Source organism: Kushneria marisflavi (assembly GCF_002157205.1).
GTDB lineage: Bacteria > Pseudomonadota > Gammaproteobacteria > Pseudomonadales > Halomonadaceae > Kushneria > Kushneria marisflavi.
Window position 1 is genome coordinate 3,227,971 of sequence record NZ_CP021358.1, and the last position, 18,456, is coordinate 3,246,426.

The window sequence follows — 18,456 nt, forward strand, 5'->3', positions numbered from 1 at the left end:
TGTGCCGAGAGGTCGCGACCTTCGTCGAGCCCCGGGGTTCCAGCCCTGGTGACAGGCTTTCATGCTATTTTAGGGGTTTTCCATGAAACGGTACCTGGCCGCAAGCGGCATGATGATCGGGAGATGGCATGAGCGAGACGACAACGGCAATGCTTGAAGGGCCAATACTCGAAAGGGACGACGGTTACCGATCAATCCTCGACGTGTTTGAAAAGGCCTGCGCGCAGTATGCCCATCGCCCCGCCTTTACCTGCATGGACAGTACGCTGACCTATGCGGAGATGAAGACGCTGGTGGATCGGTTTGCGCACTGGATCATTGAGCAGACCGACATGTCGCCCGGTGACCGGCTGGCGATCGTGCTGCCCAACCTTTTGCAGTATCCGGTAGCCGTCTTCGGGGCGCTGAAAGCCGGCCTGGTCATCGTCAATACCAATCCCCTGTACACCGCCGACGAGATGTACCATCAGTTTGCAGATGCCGGCATCAGCGGCGTGGTGGTGTTTGCGCACATGGCCCACAAGCTTGAAGCCGTGCTCAAGCGTTTGCCGATTGCCCACGTCGTGATTACCGAGGTGGCGGATCTTCATCCCTTGCCATCACGTCTCAAATACAATCTCGGTGCACGCTATATTGCCCGCCAGGTGCCGCGCTATCATCTGCCCGATGCCATCAGCATGCGTCAGATTCTCAAGCAGAAGGGCCAGGTCGATGACCGTCGCTGGGGGCGTGATGATGACCTGGCCATTCTTCAGTACACCGGTGGGACGACCGGTACGCCCAAGGGGGCGATGCTCTCGCATGCCAATCTGGTGGCCAACATGCGCCAGACCGGTGAGGTGCTGGGCGGCGCCGTGACCCGGGGGCAGGAAACCATCATCGCGCCTCTGCCGGTCTATCATATCTATACGTTCACCGTAAACTGCATGTTCGGCTGTGAAACCGGCAATCACAGCATCCTGATTCCCAACCCAAAGGATCTGGACAGCTTCGTCAAAACGCTTGGCAAGCAGCCCTTTTCAGCGTTTATCGGCCTTAATACGCTGTTTGCCGCCCTGTGCCGGCGTGATGATTTCAGAAAACTGGATTTCAGCCATTTGAAGCTCAGTGTCTCGGGCGGCATGGCACTCAATACGACCACGGCCAATCGCTGGTATGAGGTGACAGGCTCTGCCGTGCTGGAAGGCTATGGCATGACCGAGACCTCCCCGGTGGTGTGTGTCAATCCGCCTGACCGGATTCAACCGGGCGCCATCGGTCGACCGGTGGCTGGCACGCGCCTGAAGGTACTCGATGATAACGATCAGCCGCTGGGCTATGACACGCCCGGTGAACTGTGCGTGCAGGGTCCCCAGGTCATGAAGGGCTACTGGAACCTGCCCGAAGAGACCGCCAAAACCCTCTCCGAGGATGGCTGGGTCCGGTCGGGCGATATCGCCGTACTGCAAAAGGATGGCTTTGTACGCATCGTGGACCGCAAGAAGGACATGATCGTCAGCTCCGGATTCAACGTTTACCCCAATGAAGTCGAGGATGTGCTTTTAAGGCATGAGGACATTCACGAGGCCACGGTGATCGGTGTGCCGGATGAAGACGCCGGGGAGAGCGTGGTGGCGTTTATCGTGCCGCGAAACGGCGCAAATCTTGATGCCGCGGCGCTCAAGCAGTGGTGCCGGCAGGAGCTGACCGGTTACAAGGTGCCCAGACGCTTTGAGTTTCGCGATCAACTACCACGCAGCACCGTCGGCAAGGTGCTACGTCGCGCACTGCGTGATGAGCTGGCAGGTGACCATCGCCAGAACGCCTCCTGAACGATGGCGCGGTTGGCCGCCAGGGCCAGATTGGCGCTACAATAATCTTCCGGCTGTGAGTCGTTGAACACCTTTCCATTGAGCGGTCATGGCCACGCCATGACCGTTGTCACTACCGCCTTGGCGGTTTCAAAAGTCCAGAGGGTACCTTGAGCGAGAACGTGACTGACTCCGGTGAGTCGGCGCAGCAGGTGCATGCATCACTGCGTCGCCGCCTTGATGACGCGCTGATCAGCGATGCCGTAACGCAGGGGCAGCGTCTGGAACGGCTGACCGGGCGCATTCGCCGCGGCCAGCCCGTGGATAAGGCGCTAAAGGATATCGATGCCCGACTGACGCGCTCGGCGGCCCAGGTTCAGGGACGTCTTGGCCAGCCCGTAACGCTTGAATATCCTCCCGAGTTGCCGGTTGCCGAGCGTCATGACGATATTCTGGAGGCCATCCGTGATCATCAGGTCGTGGTGGTGGCCGGTGAGACCGGTTCCGGCAAGACCACACAGCTGCCCAAGATGTGTCTGGAACTGGGGCTCGGCGTTCGCGGACTGATCGGCCATACCCAGCCGCGCCGGCTGGCCGCTCGCAGCGTGGCACAGCGACTGGCGCAGGAAACCAGCAGCGCGTTGGGCAGTGCGATCGGTTATCAGGTGCGCTTTACCGATCAGACCGACCCGACCACCCGGGTCAAGCTGATGACCGACGGGATTTTGCTGGCGGAAACCCAGCATGATCCGCAGCTTTTGCGCTATGACGCGATCATCATTGATGAGGCGCACGAACGCAGCCTCAACATCGACTTCCTGATGGGCTATCTCAAGCGGCTGCTGGCGGAGCGTCCCGACCTCAAGGTCATCATCACCTCAGCCACCATTGATGTGGAGCGCTTTTCGCGTCACTTTGGCCATTATCATGACGATGGCACCACAACGCCCGCCCCGGTCATCGAGGTTTCCGGGCGGACCTATCCCGTGGAAACGCACTATCGCCCGCTGGTGCGTGACGAGCGTGAGGAGGAGGACCAGACGCTTCAGGAAGGCATCGTGACGGCCGTCGAGGAGATCGGACGTATCGAGCGTGAAAAACGCTGGTATACCGGCCCGCGCGATATTTTGATCTTTCTGCCTGGTGAGCGCGAAATTCGTGAAACGGCCGACACGCTGCGACGGCTTGAATTGCGCGATACGGAAGTGCTGCCGCTGTATGCGCGGCTCTCCAACAGCGAGCAGAACCGGGTGTTTGCCCCGCACACGGGGCGGCGTATCGTGCTGTCCACCAACGTTGCGGAAACCTCATTGACCGTCCCCGGCATCCGGTATGTGATTGATCCGGGGCTGGTGCGTATCAGTCGCTACAGCTATCGCGCCAAGGTGCAGCGCCTGCCGATCGAGCCGATCAGTCAGGCCAGTGCCGATCAGCGTCGCGGACGCTGTGGCCGTATCGCCGAAGGTGTGTGTATTCGCCTCTATAGCGAAGAGGACTATCTGTCGCGTTCGGCCTATACCGAGCCCGAGATTCAGCGGACCAATCTGGCGTCGGTCATCCTTTCCATGCTGTCGCTGGGTCTCGGCGATATCGGCAGGTTCCCTTTCGTGGATGTGCCGGATAGCCGCTTTATCAAGGATGGCTTTCGTCTGCTGTTCGAGCTGGGTGCCGTGGACGAGCGCCAGCATCTGACAAAAATCGGCCGGCAGTTGGCACGACTGCCGATCGATCCGCGCCTGGCGCGAATGGTGCTGGCCGCCAGTGAGTTCGGCAGCCTGCGTGAGACATTGATTGTGGTCAGCGCGCTTTCCATTCAGGACCCCAGGGAGCGGCCGGCCGAGAAACGCGAGGCGGCGGACCAAAAGCATCGCCAGTGGCTGGACAAGGACTCCGATTTCACCGCCTGGATCAATCTGTGGCAGGGTTTTGAGGCCAGTCGTGCCGAACTATCAGGCAATCAGCTGCGACGCTGGTGTCGCGACAACTACCTGAGCTATCTGCGCCTGCGTGAGTGGCATGACACCTATCGCCAGCTCAAGCAGCTCACCCGCGAACTGGCGCTGGTCGAAAACGAGGGTGAGCCCGACATTGCCCGTCTCCATCAGGCGCTTCTGACCGGGCTCTTGTCCAACCTGGGGTTGCATGCCGGTTCTGACAAGGACCCAAGGGAATATCTGGGCGCGCGCAATCGCAAGTTCATGATCCACCCGGGCTCAGGGCTCGCCAAGCGTACGCCTAAATGGATCATGGCGGGCGAGATGGTAGAGACCACGCGGCTGTTCGCCCGTCAGGTGGCGGCCATCCGCCCGGAGTGGATCGAGCCGCTGGCAGAGCATCTGACCAAGCGAAGCTATAGCGAACCGCACTGGGAAATGAAGCGAGCCCAGGTTGTGGCCCATGAGCAGGTCACGCTGTTCGGGTTGCCGATCGTGGCGCATCGCAAGGTGCACTATGGCCCCATTGCGCCAGAGGAATCTCGGGAGCTGTTCATTCGTCATGCGCTGGTGGAAGGACAGTTTCAGACGAACGGCGCCTTTTTCGAGCATAACCGGGCGCTGATCGAGGAGGTCGAGGATCTCGAGGATCGCGCCCGGCGCCGCGATATCCTGGTCGATGAGCAAACGCTGTTTGAATTTTATGATGCGCGCCTTCCTGTCGATATCTATAACGGCAAGAGTTTCGAGCGCTGGCGTCGCCACGCCGAGCAGCAGGACAGCAGTGTGCTGTTTCTGGACATGGAGACGCTACTGGCGCGTGAGGCCAGTGAGGTGACCATCGAGCAGTACCCCGATACGCTTGAGTTGAGCTATCAGGGGGGCGGTATTCGCTATCCGCTGTCGTATCACTTTGCACCCAACGAGCCGGATGACGGCGTCACGATCACTGTGCCGGCCTCCATGCTTTCCACTCTGCCGGGAGAACGGCTGGAGTGGCTGGTGCCGGGGCTTCGTCGCGACAAGGTAATCGCGCTGATGAAGTCTCTGCCCAAGCAGTATCGCCGACAGGTGGTGCCGATTCCTGACTGGGCCGATGCGGCGCTGTCGGCATTGACGCCCGGCAACGTCTCGTTGACCTCTGCGCTGGCGGAGTTTCTACGTCAGAAAACGGGCATTCGACTGTCGGCCGATGAGTGGCGTCCGGAGCAGCTGCCGGCGCACCTGGTCATGAACATCCGCGTGGTGAATCATGAAGGGCAGGTGCTGGGAGAAGGGCGTGACCTTAATGCGCTGATCGAGCGCTTTGAGCGTGAAGCCGAGGCGGGTACGAAGGCGATGGCGGGTGACGCATTGTCGCAGCAGGGACTGACACAGTTTCCGAAAGGCGAGCTGCCGCAATCTCATGTGCGTGATCAGGCCGGCATTCGTGTCGAAGCCTGGCCGGCGCTGGTCGATGAAGGCGAGACGCTGGGGGTGACGCTCTTTGATCATCCGGACAAGGCCTATGTACAGCATCGTCACGGCATCAAGCGTCTGGCCATGCGTCGTCTGCCGGATCAGGTTCGTTTTCTGGCGCGCGATCTGCCCGGACTGGAGCGTTGTATGCTTCTCTATGCCAACGTCGGTACGCGGCGGGATCTGGTGGATGATTTCATCGAGGCCGTGTTCCTGAGCGTATTTGCCTTTGATCCGCTGCCGCGTGATCAGGCGGCCTTTGAAGCCCGTCTTGAAAGCGAGCGTTCGCGGCTGCATGAAACCGCCGAGTCGCTTGTGGCGCTGCTGGAACGCATCCTCAAGCGCCATCTCGAGGTCAGCAAGGCGCTCAAGGGCAAGGTGGCCTTCAATCTGGCACTAAGCTGGAGTGATGTCCGTGCCCAGATGCAGCGGCTGGTTTATCCGGGTTTTATCAGCGCGGCGGGAGAGTGGCTGGCTCAGTATCCGCGCTATATGGAGGCAGCCCGGATCCGGATTGAAAAGGCCCCGCGCGAGGTACGTCGCGATCAGCTGTCGATGGAGGAGGTCAATGACTTTCAACGACGCCTTGAAGAGAGACGCCGCCGACAGGGGGCTGGCACCGTTCAGGATCAGGCGCTGGAGACGTTTGGCTGGTGGCTTGAAGAGTTGCGCGTGTCGCTTTTTGCCCAGCAGCTGGGGACGCTGGCACCGGTATCAGCCAAGCGGCTGGAGCGCCAGTGGCAGGAGCTGACGGCTTCCTGACCCAGGGCTGATGGTCGCTGGACTGTACAGTGACCGGAAATCGGCTGACAATGCGGCGTTTGAGTCCTTTGCGCGCTATTAAAATTGCTGGACGCGGGACGCAGGCACAATGCAGGCGGTTGCCGCAGTAGAACATGATGCAGCGGCTTTTGGGCTGCAGATAACAAGGGACAGGGTGAACGAATGAAAACATGGACGAACATTGCCGCGGCAACCTTTACCTGTGTCACGCTGGCAGGATGTGCCGGCACTCAGACGCAGGATGGTAACCCTCAGGATCCCTGGGAAGGATTCAATCGGGGCGTATACTCCTTCAACGACACGCTGGATCGCTATGCCCTCAAGCCGGTCGCACAGGGGTATGATTACATTACGCCGACACCCGTACAGGAAGGCGTAGGCAATTTCTTCTCCAACCTTGGTGAAATCGGCAACTCCTTCAACAGTCTGCTGCAGTGGAAGCTGACCAATGCGGGCACCTCGGTCGGTCGACTGCTGATCAATACCACCCTGGGTCTGGGCGGATTTCTTGATCCGGCCACCCGCATGGGCATCGAGAAGCATGATGAAGACTTTGGCCAGACGCTGGCTACCTGGGGTGTCGGGTCAGGACCCTATCTGGTTCTGCCGTTCCTCGGGCCAAGCACGGTGCGTGATACGGCCGGCCTGCCGGTGGACTGGTATACCGACCCGGTCACCTACGTTGATCATGACGTGACGCGCTGGAGCATACGCTTTATCGATCTGGTGCAGACGCGCGCTTCACTGCTGAGTCAGGAAAAGCTGATTCAGGGCGATCGCTATTCGTTCATTCGCGATGCCTACCTGCAGCGCAGGGCGTTTTTGATCAATGATGGTCGGTCCGGCAAGGATCCCTTCGGCAGTGACGATCTTGAATTCGATGACAGTGACTTTGCGGAATAAATCCATCGAACGACCATGGCGGAAAAGCGTTCATGCCTGTCAACACGGCTAGGATAGCGCTTGTCGATCAGCCCGGAGAGCGTCGCGATGCGCTCTACCGGGCGCTGTCAGCGTGTGGCCGGTTCACGCTGGTGGCCTTTGACAGCCTCGAGGCGTTGCCCGAAGGGCTGGAAGGTCTGATCGTGCACGCAGATATTGTGCCGGCTTCACGCTGGACGTCACTGGCCAATTGGCTGCCGACTGTGGTCGTCAGCCAGACGCGCGACAGCCAGGCATTGCTGGCGGCTGTTCAGGCCGGCATGATCGATTATCTGATCGACCCTGTTGATCAGGTATCGCTTTTGACCCAGCTCATGCTCAGGGCGCTGGATTGTCGACGTGTTCATGCCTCGGCATTGCGCGATCGGGATCGACTGGAACAGCTCAACGAACAGCTTCAGACGCATCTGAGTACGTTGCGTACCGACCTCCAGGCCGGTGGGCAGATTCAGCGTCGGCTGCAGCCCATGCCGTGTGCCAGACTCAACGGCATCGAAGGCGATTACTGGATGGCGCCGTCGCTTTATCTGTCGGGCGACTTTCTCGACTATCAGGCTCATGGCGACCGTTATGTGTTGTTCTGTTTTGCGGACGTGGCCGGGCATGGCGCTTCATCGGCCTTTGTGACGGTGCTTTTAAAGGCACTGTTTCAGCGCTGGCTGTCACGCTGGAATGCGCGTTTGCCGGAAAATCTGCCGGCCAGATGGCTTGCCCGACTTAACCGGGAGCTGCTGGACACCGGAATCGGCAAGCATGCCGCCATCGTGGTCGGCGTCATCGATTGTCAGACCCGAACGCTGCACTATTCGCTGGGTGCACAGATGCCCATGCCGATTCTGGCCACGAAGGACGGTGTGCGTCAGCTTGAAGGGCAGGGGGCTGCGGTTGGGCTGTTTCCGGATGTCGAATATCCGACCTACCATTGCGAGCTGCCAGAGCAGTTCAGGCTCTGGCTATGCTCGGATGGGGTCTTTGACTGTCTGCCTGGTAATAACATCGAAGAACGTCTTTCTGCGCTGTGCGAGCATATCGGCAATGCAGGAAGCATCAGTGATCTGAAATCATCGCTGGCCCTGTCCGATGCGTTACCGGATGACATTACCTTTCTTACCCTGAGCGGTTTCAATGATGGATGAAGGACGACTTCAGGCGGCTTTTGAAAAGGGCACCTTTGTGCTCAGACTGACCGGAGATGTGCGCCTGACACTCTGTGCGACCCTGGACCAGCAGGTGGAGCCTCTTGCAAGGCTTCCGGGGCTCGAGCGCGTCGTCATCGATCTGCGCCAGGTGATCAACATGGATTCCACGGCGCTCGGATTTCTGGCCAAGATTGCGCTCGCCGTGCGTCAGCGCATTCCGGGTCAGCCGCTGGTAGCGGTCGATCATCCCGATGTCAGACGCATGCTTGATGTCATGGGGTTTCAGAAGTACGTCAATATCATCGACATACCCTGGTCGGAGCCTGCCGATTTCAGCGATCTACCCGCACTGGAAAGCAGTGAGGAAGAGCTGCGCGATCGAATTCTTGAAGCCCACCGTACACTGGCGGCGATGAGCGAATACAATCGCATCGAATTTCAGCCGCTCATCGAATTGCTGGAATCCCAGCGAGAGCACTGACCCCGAAGACCGTGCGTCCCAGCGCATAGCGCACGCTGCCCGGGGTCTGATCTGGAGAACGACTTGCCTATTATTGGAGCCAGACGCCTGGCTTTGCTGGTGGCCGCCAATACGGCCCTGGCGCCCTTTGCCATTGATGCTTACCTGCCAGCCATTCCTGCCCTTGCCCTGCACATTGATGCCAATATTCACCTGACCGAGCTTTCAATCAGTGTCTTTTTACTTGGGATGGCGCTGGGGCAGCTGGTGTTTGGCCCCCTGTCGGATCGGGTCGGGCGCAAGCCGGTGCTGCTGGGAGGGATTATTACCTTTACGCTTTCCAGCCTTTTACTGACGCAGATCGAAGCGTTCTGGCCCCTCATGATATTGCGGTTTCTGCAGGCGCTGGGTGGAGGGGCCTGTGTGGTCAATTCACCTGCCATCGTGCGGGACTGCTTCTCGGGGCGAGAGGCCGCGCGGGTGCTTTCAACGATGGTCATGATCCTGATGCTGGCGCCACTGGTGGCACCTACGGTCGGGAGTGTACTGCTGACGCTGGTCGATTGGTGGGCCATCTTCCTGTTTCTGGCTCTGTATGGCGCAGCTCTGCTGTATCTGATCATCACTTATCTGCCTGAAACCCGAACGCCTGACAAGCGCTCGCCTCACGGGGCAGGGCAGGTCCTGCGCAACTATGTACGGGTGCTCAAACACCGCGAAGCCATGGGCTACATTGCTGCCGTGTCTCTGTCCTTTGCAGGCATGTTCTGTTTTATTAACAGCTCTCCATATGTCTATATGGAGTATTACGGGGTGTCCAGTCAGCTTTACCCATTCATCTTTGGGGCCAATATCGTGGTTATGGCACTCTCCAACCGCCTGAATATACGGCTCTTGGCGCGATATTCACCTCAGCAGCTTTTGAGACTGGGGCTTGGCATTCAGCTGGCGGCCGGTACATTGATTGTGGCATCGGTACTCGCAGGTCTTGATGCACTATGGTGGATGGTGGTGCTGATCATGTTTTTTGTTGGGGTCAACGGTCTCATTTCACCCAATGCCGTCTCTTCCATGCTGGATCACTTTCCAGACATGAGTGCCACGGCGAACGCGGTGCTGGGCAGTCTACAATTCACGGCGGGCGGCCTTGCCGGGGCATTGGTCAGCGGCCTCCAGATGGAGAGCATCTGGCCGATGGTACTGGGTATGGTAGGCGCCAGTCTTTGCGCCAATACGCTGTTGCGTGTGCTGGCCCCATCTGTTCGAGCAAGGGAAGTATTGTGAAATGCGCGCTGTGTGACGGGGTATGTCGTTACAGTGCCCGACAACGGTATCCATGAGGCTGGCATGAAAAGCGACCCGGAGCAGGATCAGCACCATTTTCCCTACCACCTGATACTTACCTTTGCCTCACTGGTCATCATCGTGACCGGTCTCAAGCTTGGCGCGGGGCTTTTTGTCCCGGTGCTGCTGTCGCTGTTTGTCGCCATTTTATGTTCTCGTCCCGTTAAATGGCTTCATGGACGAGGCATGAGCGTCAACCTGTCAATTCTTTGTGTGCTGCTTGTCGTGACGCTGGCCAGTGCGCTACTGATCTGGCTGGTGATGGCGCGGCTGGGAGATCTGGTCAATCAGCTGCCGGCGCTGGAGCAGTCGCTCGGGGATCACTATGCCGGGCTTCTCAAGTGGTTTAATGCGTTGGGGCTGCCCTTCGATGCGCAGGCGTTACAGGATGCTCTGGATCCCGGCATGCTCATGGATTCCCTGCCATCGCTTCTGGGGGGGATCGGCAACTTCATTACCCAGCTGGGCATCATTATTATTCTGATCGTCTTTATCCTGTATGAGACGCTGGATTTTCCCTACAAGCTTTCACAAGCCGTCGAGCAACCCCATGGCAGTCTTGCGCGCTTTACCCAGTTTTCCAGAACACTTCAGCGTTATCTGCTGGTTAAAACGGTTATCAGCGCCATCACCGGGGCGCTGATTGCGATCTGCTGTCTGGTGCTTCATGTTGAATTTGCGCTGCTGTGGGGAGTGCTGGGCTTTTTCCTGAACTTTATTCCCAATATTGGCTCGATTATCGCAGCCGTGCCGGCAGTGCTTCTGACGCTGATCATGCCAGAAGGAGGCTTTGTCAAAGCGGCCATTCTCAGTGGGGCTTATGTCTCGATCAATTTTGTGCTGGGCAATCTCATCGAGCCGCGCATCATGGGGCAGACGCTGGGGATGTCGACGCTGGCAGCCTTCATGTCACTGGTTTTCTGGGGCTGGATTTTTGGTCCGGTGGGGCTTTTTCTGTCGGTGCCGCTGACCATGTCCCTCAAGATCCTGCTCGACAGTCATCCGGATACGCGCTGGATTTCAATTTTGCTGGGTCCCAACCGGGAACGTCGCCGGAGAGCGAGGGAAGGCATGCCGACAGAAGGCTGAGCATGATCATTTCAATATGACAGGCATAAAAAAACGCTCCCGAGGGAGCGTTTTTGATGGATCCAACGCGCTCATATCAGGCGTTTTGATCGATGAACTGCACCAGCTGAGTCTTGGATTGTGCACCCACTAGAGAAGCGACCTTGGCACCATCCTTGAACATGATAACCGTCGGAACACCGCGGACGCCCTGTTCAGCAGCGATGTCCTGAGCATCATCAACATTGATGCTGACCACCTTGAGCTCGCCTGACTTCTCTTCGGCGACTTCGTCGACCACCGGGGCCATCATTTTGCAGGGGCCACACCACGGGGCCCAGAATTTCAGCAATACAGGCTTGTCAGCCTGCATGACTTCCTGGTCGAAATTGGCGCTGGTAACGTCAACATTGTTAGCCATGATTTACTCCAGTGATTACATGTACAGGCTGTATGGGAAAGATGTTAGCGGGTAGCAGTGAGCGAGGCAAATGTGTCTCTGCGATGGTACTCATTGAGCAAAGCGATTAACGACGTGTTTGTGTTCAAAAAAACGCGTATCGAATGCCCATGCTCAATAGTAACAGTGTCAGCATGCCTCGCAGCAGGTTGTCAGGCAGATATTTCGAAAGCCATGCGCCCAGATGAATGGCCGGGACCGAACCGACGAGAAGCGCGAGCAAAAGGGCGAAATCAACGTTGCCCAGCAGCAGGTGACCGCCGCCGGCGACCAGTGTCAACGGCACGGCATGTGCGATATCAGTGCCTACAACCTTCCCTGAAGAAAAGAAGGGATAAAGCAGCATCAATACCGCAGTGCCAAATACACCGGCGCCCACCGAAGAGAGCGTGACGCAGACGCCCAGCACGATACCCGCTGCCACGGTTAGCGGCGCAACATGACGATTGACCCAGCGGTCACCCTGACCGGTCCAGCGCTGAAGCGGTGTCTTGAAGATCAATACGGCCGCTGTAAGGATCAGCATGATCCCAAGCGTGGTGGTAATCAGCGTGCTGTAATCATGTGCACCGGTGAAAAAGCGGTTCAGCACAAAAACAGTCAGGATCGCTGCCGGAACACTGCCGGCGGACAATCTCAGCATGACTTTCCAGTCGATATGCCCCTGCTTCTGGTGGCTGAAGATGCCGCTGATCTTGGTAAAGGCCGCGTATAGAAGATCCGTGCCCACGGCAACGTGCGGGGGAAATCCAAAGGTCAGCAGAATGGGGGTCATCAGTGAGCCGCCGCCGATGCCAGAGAGCCCTACTGCGATACCGACGCCTGCGCCGGCAAGTACATAAAGCAGAAAATCGATAAGTGACATGCTAAATCCCATGGCGTTGGCAAGAGCATTGCGCTGCAGGAATCTAGGGATAATTTTTTATTCTGAAAAGGAATGATTGTTCATTATTTTAGACCCTGATAGCATTAGAGATCGTTTTTACGTCCCCTTTTAACCGGTTTTCGGGTCCGCTCTGCAGGAGGTTAATGCCTTGAAACTTCAGCAGCTTCGCTATATATGGGAAGTTTCCCGGCATAATCTGAATGTCTCTGCCACGGCGCAGAGCCTCTTTACATCGCAGCCCGGAATTTCCAAACAGATCCGGCTGCTGGAAGACGAGCTGGGCGTCGAGATTTTTGCGCGAAGTGGCAAACATCTGACAAGAATTACACCGGCCGGCAAGCCCATTGTCGAGCTTGCCGGTGAGGTGCTGCGCAAGGTGGACGATATCCGCCATGTGGCACAGGAGTTCAGTGATGATCGTCGTGGCAGTCTCTCCATCGCCACAACCCACACTCAGGCGCGATACGCTCTGCCAGCCGTGATCAGCGAATTCACCCAGCGCTATCCGGATGTGGCGCTGCACATGCAGCAGGGCACACCACGCCAGATTGCGCAGATGGTCTGTGAAGGCATGGCGGATTTTGCCATCTGCACGGAGTCACTGGATCTATTCAATGATCTGATTTTGCTGCCCTGCTATCGCTGGAATCGCTGTGTACTGGTGCCCAGGGGGCATCCGTTGGAAGGCACGCAAAATCTGACCCTTGAAGCGCTCGGTGAGTCTCCACTGGTCACCTATACCTTTGGCTTTACAGGCCGCTCCCAGCTTGATGATGCCTTCAAGTCGCACGGTATCACGCCGAATGTGGTGCTGACGGCGGCGGATTCTGATGTCATCAAGACCTATGTGCGGCTGGGGCTGGGGGTCGGCATCGTGGCGCATATGGCAGTGGACCCGGTCGCCGATCATGATCTGGTACCCATCGATGCAAGCCACCTGTTTGAAAGTTCGGTCACTCGAATCGGCATCCGCCGCGGCACCTTTATGCGCAATTACATGTTTGATTTTATCCATGAGTTTGCCGCTCACCTTGACCGTGACACGGTCGAGGCCGCACTTGAATCGAGTCCGCACGCCGAAACCGCCCTCTTTGAGCATGTTGAGCTGCCTGTCAGGTAAGTATCGTCAGGCATAAAAAAGGCTCGCCAGTTTCTGGCGAGCCTTTTTTGTTGGTGTCGACCGTTGAGCGTTCGTCACCCGAGCAATTCAGTGCTGCAAATGCAGCCCACATTCGCGGGTTTCTTCGCCCTTGGTCGGATCAAAATAATCGAAGTTGTTGGGCAGGTCGTGTTTGACCAGATAGTTATGCATGTCCTTGCTGCTCCAGTGTAGTACCGGGGCTATCTTGATCAGGCCGTCTTGGTTGATGCTGACCGGCTGCATCTGGGCACGATTCGCCGTGTCCGACGCGCGCAGGGCCGTAAACCATACGCCGGGATTGGTTTCACGCAGAGCGCGCTCAAAGGGCTCGAGCTTGACCTCTCGGGTGAAGGCTTCATGGCGTGGATCATCCAGAGCCGGCGTCGGCCCCTCTACGGCTTCTCGATGGGCGCGCGTGCGCATCGGGAGATAGATGATGCGGTTAAGGCCGAGCTTCTGGCTCACCTTATCGGCAAACTGGTAGGTGGCTGATGTATTGTAGCCGGAGTCCATCCAGACAATCGGAATGTCGGGACGAACCTGCGTCACCATGTGAAGGATGACGGCTTCAAAGGGGCGGAAATTGGTGGTGCAAATGGGATGCTTGTCGAGCGACAGTGCCCATTCCACCAGTGCCTGAGGATCATTGCCCAGCCTTGCATTGATCTCATCGATATTCAGCGACATTCGGTGGCTCCATCCTTAATGACAGATGGCCCGGGAAGGGCCGTTTGGCAAGCACGATAGCAAATCACCCGGCTTTCTCCCCAATATCATTTGGTTTGAAGTTTAGAAGTCCTGTCCGCGCCCCTGTGTACCCAGTTGGCGGGTAGCGGCCAGCGGCGTGACCCGCGGCGGTTCACCTTCGGGCCACTCAACATGGGCCTTGATGGCATACACCTCCCGCAGGCGCTCTTCGGTCAGCACCTGCTCGGGCGCGCCTACGGCACAGACCTTGCCGCCTGCCCCCATGAGCCACATATGGCGTGAAAAGCGCGCGGCCAGGCTCAGGTCATGAATGGCAATGACAATGATCATCTGCTGGTCCCGGGCCAGCGCCACCAGCCATTCGAGCACCTGTAGTTGATGGTGCAGGTCCAGTGCGCTGGTGGGCTCATCGAGCATCAGTACCCTGGGCTCCCTGACCACCGCCTGGGCAATGGCCACCCGCTGCCGCTGGCCGCCGGAAAGCTGACCGAGGTCGCGCTCGGCATACTGCTCGAGTTCCAGCGTCTGCAGGGTGTGTTGCACACGCTTCAGGTCCTGCTGGCGATCGCTACTGTGTGTGGTGCGACGTGCCAGCAGCACGGCTTCAAATACGCTAAGCGCGGCCCGGGAAGTAATGTCCTGAGGCAGGTAATACACCTGTCCGGCACGCTGGGCGATATCCAGCGTGTTCAGCGCTGTATCATCCAGGCTGATTTGGCCGGTGGATCGCTCGATGCCCGCAATTGATTTCAATAGTGTGGATTTGCCGGCCCCGTTGGGGCCGATCAGTGCCGTCAGCTCGCCCGGACGTGCTTCAAGGCCGCTGACGTGATTCAGGATTTGGGTGCGTCCCAAATGGACAGACAGTGATTCAACCCTGAGGCTCATCCCCACACCTCGCGTCGGCTTTTAAGAATCAGCGAGACAAAAAACGGCAGGCCGATCAATGCGGTAATGATGCCTACCGGCAGCAGCACGCCAGGCACCAGTGTCTTGGACACAATGGACGTCAACGACATTAAAAGGGCGCCTGTCAGCGCTGACATGGGCAGAAACACGCGCTGGTCTTCACCGACCAGCATGCGTGCAATATGAGGGCCGACCAGACCGATAAAGCCGATGATGCCGACAAAGGCCACGGCTGTGGCGGCCAGAAGCGAGCTGCACAGCAGTACGGTCAATCGCAGTCGGCCCACGTTCACGCCCAGGGCGCGCGCCTGCAAATCCCCCATGCGCAGCGCCGTCAGGCGCCAGCCGGCGAAAAAGAAGATGGGTAGCGTAATCACCAGCGCAGCCGTCACGATACCGATCTTTGACCAGCTGGCCCGCGACAGTGACCCCAGTGACCAGAACACCAGCTGCTGCAGCGATTCCGCCGAGGCGACATATTGCAGAATGCCAAGCGTGGCGTTGAAAAAGAACATCAGTGCGATGCCCATCAACACCATGGTCTGGACGCTGACACCGCGCAGGCGACTGACCAGCCAGATTAGCAGTGAGGCCACCATGGCCATGATAAAGGCGTTCAGCGTTGTCAGCAGTTCGCTGGCAGCAGGGAATAATGACACGCCAAGCACGATGGCAAGCGCTGCCCCAAAGCTGGCCGCTGCCGAGATGCCCAATGTGAAGGGGTCGGCCAGCGGGTTGTTGAGGATGGTCTGCATTTCGGCCCCGGCGCTGGCCAGTGACATGCCTACCATCACGGCCATCAGTGCCACCGGCAAGCGAATTTCCCACACGATGACCGCAATCGCCCGAGGGGCTTCGTCAGGGGTGAAGATGGCATTCAGGATATCACCCAGCCCGTAATGTCCGGGACCGGTGCCTACATCGACAATCAATGAGCAAAGCGTCAGCACTGCCGTGATGGCCAATAGCCAGTAGTGTCGTCGTCGCCGTTGAAGATATTTGTTGATACTGGTGTCTGTAGCAGGGACGGTGACTGTCATGTAGGGCTACCAGCGCTCATTGGCATTCTCTTGCAGCGGGCAGGACGTGCCCGTGATGATTGGAATGGTTATCAATCATAAACATCGCCTGCCTGAGCGTACAGGCGTGTTTATGTCAGCGCTCGCATCAGATGGCGAATCTTGTCGAGTGTCTCAATGAATTCACTTTCCTCATGAGAGTCGGCGACCAGCCCACCGCCACCCCAGACATAAAGAGCGTCGCCTTCTCTATAAAGCGTACGAATGGTGATGGATGTGTGCATGCCGCCGCGCTGATCGATGTAGCCGATGCTGCCGCAGTAGGGGCCCCGGCGGGTGCCCTCCAGCTCATCGATGATATCCATGGCGCGGATGCGCGGTGCACCGGTGATGGAGCCACCAGGAAAGGCGGCGGTCAGCGCGTCGATGGCATCGAGCGGTAGCGCCAGTTCACCCGTGATGGTGCTGACCAGATGATGTACGTTGCGGTAGCTCTCAAGCGCTGCCAATGCCGGTACGTGCACTGTTCCTGCGCGACAGACCCGGCCAAGATCATTGCGCAACAGATCCACGATCATGACGTTTTCGGTGCGATCCTTGAGACTGCCGAGAAGTTCATCAGCCAGCTGCTGGTCTTCTTCGGCCGTTTGACCTCTCGGACGCGTGCCCTTGATGGGGCTGGTGGTCAGCTGCCGACGTTCAAGATGCAAAAAGCGCTCGGGGGAGAGCGATAAAATGCTGCGTTCCCGGCCATCCCTTCCTCTCCATGACAGGAAGGCGCCAAAAGGGGCGGGCATTGCATGACGAAGTTTGCCGTAAGCCGCCCAGCTTTCTCCTTCGCATCGAGCCTGAAAGCGCTGGGCGAGGTTGACCTGATAGCAGTCACCGGCATGTAGATAGTCAGTGACTCGCTGAAACCGCTCGCCATAGGTCGCGCGATCAATATCGGCAGTGAAGGGGGAGGTCAGGGCAAAGGGTTTCTCCTCCTGATCAGAAGAACTGGCAAGCCATGTCAGTACCTGATCACGGCGCTCTGCAGTGGCGACAAGATAACTGAGCTGTCGATGGTGATCCTGAATCAGTGCCCAGTCATGGAGTCCGAGTCTGGCCAACGGTAGATCGATATCGGCAATAGCCTGACTTTCCAGGCGTTCTATCAGGCGGCCAAAGTCATAGCTCCAGTAGCCCATGAGTCCCCCAATAAAAGGGATGTCCTCATCGGTTTCCGGTGTAATCGTCTTGAGTTGACCCAGAAGCTCTCGCTGGGCGGCCTGCGGCGTCGTGGCCGAAAGCGCTGTCGTGCATTGGTACTGCCCCATGGCATCTATTTCAAGTACGGCGACGGGGTCACTGCTCATGATGTCAAAGCGCCCGGTCTGCGTATAAGGACGGCCGTTATCCAGCAGTATCGCCTCTCGCCGATGGCGCAGTCTTTCAAACCAGACGGCCGGGTCCGCATGGTAGGGGAGGGGATGAATCAGCAGTTGATAGAAAGACATGATCAGGTATCGCAGGCTTTAACGGAGCGGGAAGTTTAACAGCCCATATGAGGAACCGATGCTCTCTATCGGATCATATTGGCGAAGTGATGGTGTAACTTTGGTCTTTGGCAGCCGTATGTCGTACTGTGGTGACATTCCCCTGATTGTTGACAATAACCATGACTTCAACGACTTCTACTGGCGAGATCCCTTTAGAGGCACGAACGCTTGCTGAGCGAGTCTTTCAGCAGCTTCAGGATGCCATTGTGCGTGGCGAACTGCCGGCTGGCAGCAAGATTACCGAGCCGGGCCTTGCCCAGACCTATGGTATTTCACGCGGCCCCCTGCGTGAGGCAATGCGCCGATTGGAAGCGCATCGCCTTATTGAACGCGAACCTCATGTAGGGGCCAGAGTCGTCAAGCTGTCGATGCGAGAGCTGCTTGAGCTTTTTGACATGCGAGAAGCACTTGAAAGCATGGCGGCTCGCCTGGCAGCACGACACATGACCACTGATGAAGTCCAGGCGCTGCGGGATGTATTGATCGCACATGAGGAACAGGGCGATCTGGATCAGGCAGAAGCCTACTATCAGCGAGAAGGCGATCTCGACTTTCATTATCTGATCGTGCGCGGTAGCCACAACCGGATGCTGATGACCACGCTGTGTGATGACCTCTACTATCTGGTCAGGCTTTATCGTACCCAATATAGCGCCCGGGGCGGACGGCCACAGCGTGCCTTTATAGAGCACCACCGAATTGTGGATGCCATCGCTTCCGGTGATGAAGAGCTTGCCGAGCAGCTAATGCGTCGCCATGTGATCGCAGCCAGACAGACAGTGGCTGAACGTTATGCCATGTCCCTTGATGAGGATCGTGAGTTGCCCAAGGGGAATAAAAAGGTGCTGTCGCGTCGTACGCCTTCTACATGATT

At 57.9% G+C, this 18,456-nt stretch carries 15 protein-coding genes; 9 read left to right on the forward strand and 6 right to left on the reverse strand.

Annotation, left to right across the window (positions count from 1 at the left end; genetic code table 11):
- The first annotated feature begins 128 nt into the window (after positions 1 to 128).
- The 7 genes from B9H00_RS14650 to B9H00_RS14680 all read left to right on the forward strand — a co-directional run bounded on the left by B9H00_RS14650 (position 129) and on the right by B9H00_RS14680 (position 10,939).
- Positions 129 to 1,811 carry an AMP-binding protein gene (locus B9H00_RS14650; RefSeq protein WP_086901276.1) on the forward strand — a complete coding sequence of 561 codons (1,683 nt, stop codon included), beginning with the start codon at positions 129 to 131 and terminating at the stop codon, positions 1,809 to 1,811.
- A gap of 149 nt (positions 1,812 to 1,960) precedes the next feature.
- A complete protein-coding gene (gene hrpA, locus B9H00_RS14655; protein WP_086901277.1) occupies positions 1,961 to 5,944 on the forward strand; it encodes an ATP-dependent RNA helicase HrpA in 3,984 nt (1,327 codons plus the stop codon).
- 183 nt (positions 5,945 to 6,127) lie between these two features.
- Entirely contained in the window at positions 6,128 to 6,868 is a 741-nt protein-coding gene (locus B9H00_RS14660; protein ID WP_086901278.1) for an MlaA family lipoprotein, read from the forward strand.
- Positions 6,869 to 6,900: 32 nt separating this feature from the next.
- Complete coding sequence (locus tag B9H00_RS14665) at positions 6,901 to 8,043, forward strand: PP2C family protein-serine/threonine phosphatase (RefSeq protein ID WP_086901279.1); 1,143 nt, start codon at positions 6,901 to 6,903, stop codon at positions 8,041 to 8,043.
- The gene (locus B9H00_RS14670; RefSeq protein WP_086901917.1) at positions 8,036 to 8,527 is read left to right on the forward strand and encodes an STAS domain-containing protein; all 492 of its coding nucleotides are present in this window, start codon (positions 8,036 to 8,038) and stop codon (positions 8,525 to 8,527) included. Before B9H00_RS14665 ends, B9H00_RS14670 begins: the two co-directional genes overlap by 8 nt.
- 63 nt (positions 8,528 to 8,590) lie before the next feature.
- Entirely contained in the window at positions 8,591 to 9,790 is a 1,200-nt protein-coding gene (locus tag B9H00_RS14675) for a Bcr/CflA family multidrug efflux MFS transporter (protein ID WP_086901280.1), read from the forward strand.
- 63 nt (positions 9,791 to 9,853) lie between these two features.
- Positions 9,854 to 10,939, forward strand: a complete 1,086-nt coding sequence (locus tag B9H00_RS14680; RefSeq protein WP_086901281.1) for an AI-2E family transporter — start codon at positions 9,854 to 9,856, stop codon at positions 10,937 to 10,939.
- 76 nt (positions 10,940 to 11,015) lie between these two features.
- Here B9H00_RS14680 and trxA read toward each other — a convergent pair whose 3' ends face one another.
- Together trxA and B9H00_RS14690 are read right to left on the reverse strand one after the other, a co-directional pair.
- Positions 11,016 to 11,339, reverse strand: coding sequence for a thioredoxin (trxA, locus tag B9H00_RS14685; RefSeq protein ID WP_086901282.1), 324 nt, complete (start codon positions 11,337 to 11,339; stop codon positions 11,016 to 11,018).
- 124 nt (positions 11,340 to 11,463) lie between these two features.
- Positions 11,464 to 12,243 (reverse strand): sulfite exporter TauE/SafE family protein, encoded by a 780-nt coding sequence (locus tag B9H00_RS14690; protein WP_322788251.1) that lies wholly within the window; start codon positions 12,241 to 12,243, stop codon positions 11,464 to 11,466.
- A gap of 169 nt (positions 12,244 to 12,412) precedes the next feature.
- On the opposite strand from B9H00_RS14690, the gene cysB reads away from it, so the two are divergent.
- Positions 12,413 to 13,384 carry an HTH-type transcriptional regulator CysB gene (gene cysB / locus B9H00_RS14695; protein ID WP_086901283.1) on the forward strand — a complete coding sequence of 324 codons (972 nt, stop codon included), beginning with the start codon at positions 12,413 to 12,415 and terminating at the stop codon, positions 13,382 to 13,384.
- A gap of 87 nt (positions 13,385 to 13,471) precedes the next feature.
- Here the strand turns inward: cysB and B9H00_RS14700 are convergent, their stop codons facing one another.
- The 4 genes from B9H00_RS14700 to pabB all read right to left on the reverse strand — a co-directional run bounded on the left by B9H00_RS14700 (position 13,472) and on the right by pabB (position 17,540).
- Positions 13,472 to 14,092, reverse strand: a complete 621-nt coding sequence (locus B9H00_RS14700) for a phosphoadenosine phosphosulfate reductase domain-containing protein (protein WP_086901284.1) — start codon at positions 14,090 to 14,092, stop codon at positions 13,472 to 13,474.
- A 102-nt stretch (positions 14,093 to 14,194) separates the two neighbouring features.
- Positions 14,195 to 15,001 (reverse strand): ABC transporter ATP-binding protein, encoded by an 807-nt coding sequence (locus B9H00_RS14705; protein WP_086901285.1) that lies wholly within the window; start codon positions 14,999 to 15,001, stop codon positions 14,195 to 14,197.
- On the reverse strand, positions 14,998 to 16,062 hold the full coding sequence (locus B9H00_RS14710; protein ID WP_086901286.1) for a FecCD family ABC transporter permease: 1,065 nt from the start codon (positions 16,060 to 16,062) through the stop codon (positions 14,998 to 15,000). Before B9H00_RS14710 ends, B9H00_RS14705 begins: the two co-directional genes overlap by 4 nt.
- Positions 16,063 to 16,172: 110 nt before the next feature.
- Positions 16,173 to 17,540: an aminodeoxychorismate synthase component I gene (gene pabB, locus B9H00_RS14715; RefSeq protein WP_086901287.1), complete on the reverse strand. Its 1,368-nt coding sequence runs from the start codon at positions 17,538 to 17,540 to the stop codon at positions 16,173 to 16,175.
- A gap of 161 nt (positions 17,541 to 17,701) precedes the next feature.
- On the opposite strand from pabB, the gene B9H00_RS14720 reads away from it, so the two are divergent.
- On the forward strand, positions 17,702 to 18,454 hold the full coding sequence (locus tag B9H00_RS14720) for a GntR family transcriptional regulator (RefSeq protein WP_086901288.1): 753 nt from the start codon (positions 17,702 to 17,704) through the stop codon (positions 18,452 to 18,454).
- Positions 18,455 to 18,456 lie beyond the last annotated feature (2 nt).

Coding starts and splice junctions, on each gene's coding strand:
- B9H00_RS14650 (WP_086901276.1), top strand. CDS start 129: ATGAGCGAGACGACAACGGCAATGCTTGAAGGGCCAATACTCGAAAGG.
- B9H00_RS14660 (WP_086901278.1), top strand. CDS start 6,128: ATGAAAACATGGACGAACATTGCCGCGGCAACCTTTACCTGTGTCACG.
- B9H00_RS14665 (WP_086901279.1), top strand. CDS start 6,901: ATGCCTGTCAACACGGCTAGGATAGCGCTTGTCGATCAGCCCGGAGAG.
- B9H00_RS14670 (WP_086901917.1), top strand. CDS start 8,036: ATGGATGAAGGACGACTTCAGGCGGCTTTTGAAAAGGGCACCTTTGTG.
- B9H00_RS14680 (WP_086901281.1), top strand. CDS start 9,854: ATGAAAAGCGACCCGGAGCAGGATCAGCACCATTTTCCCTACCACCTG.
- trxA (WP_086901282.1), bottom strand. CDS start 11,339: ATGGCTAACAATGTTGACGTTACCAGCGCCAATTTCGACCAGGAAGTC.
- B9H00_RS14690 (WP_322788251.1), bottom strand. CDS start 12,243: ATGTCACTTATCGATTTTCTGCTTTATGTACTTGCCGGCGCAGGCGTC.
- B9H00_RS14700 (WP_086901284.1), bottom strand. CDS start 14,092: ATGTCGCTGAATATCGATGAGATCAATGCAAGGCTGGGCAATGATCCT.
- B9H00_RS14705 (WP_086901285.1), bottom strand. CDS start 15,001: ATGAGCCTCAGGGTTGAATCACTGTCTGTCCATTTGGGACGCACCCAA.
- B9H00_RS14710 (WP_086901286.1), bottom strand. CDS start 16,062: ATGACAGTCACCGTCCCTGCTACAGACACCAGTATCAACAAATATCTT.
- pabB (WP_086901287.1), bottom strand. CDS start 17,540: ATGTCTTTCTATCAACTGCTGATTCATCCCCTCCCCTACCATGCGGAC.
- B9H00_RS14720 (WP_086901288.1), top strand. CDS start 17,702: ATGACTTCAACGACTTCTACTGGCGAGATCCCTTTAGAGGCACGAACG.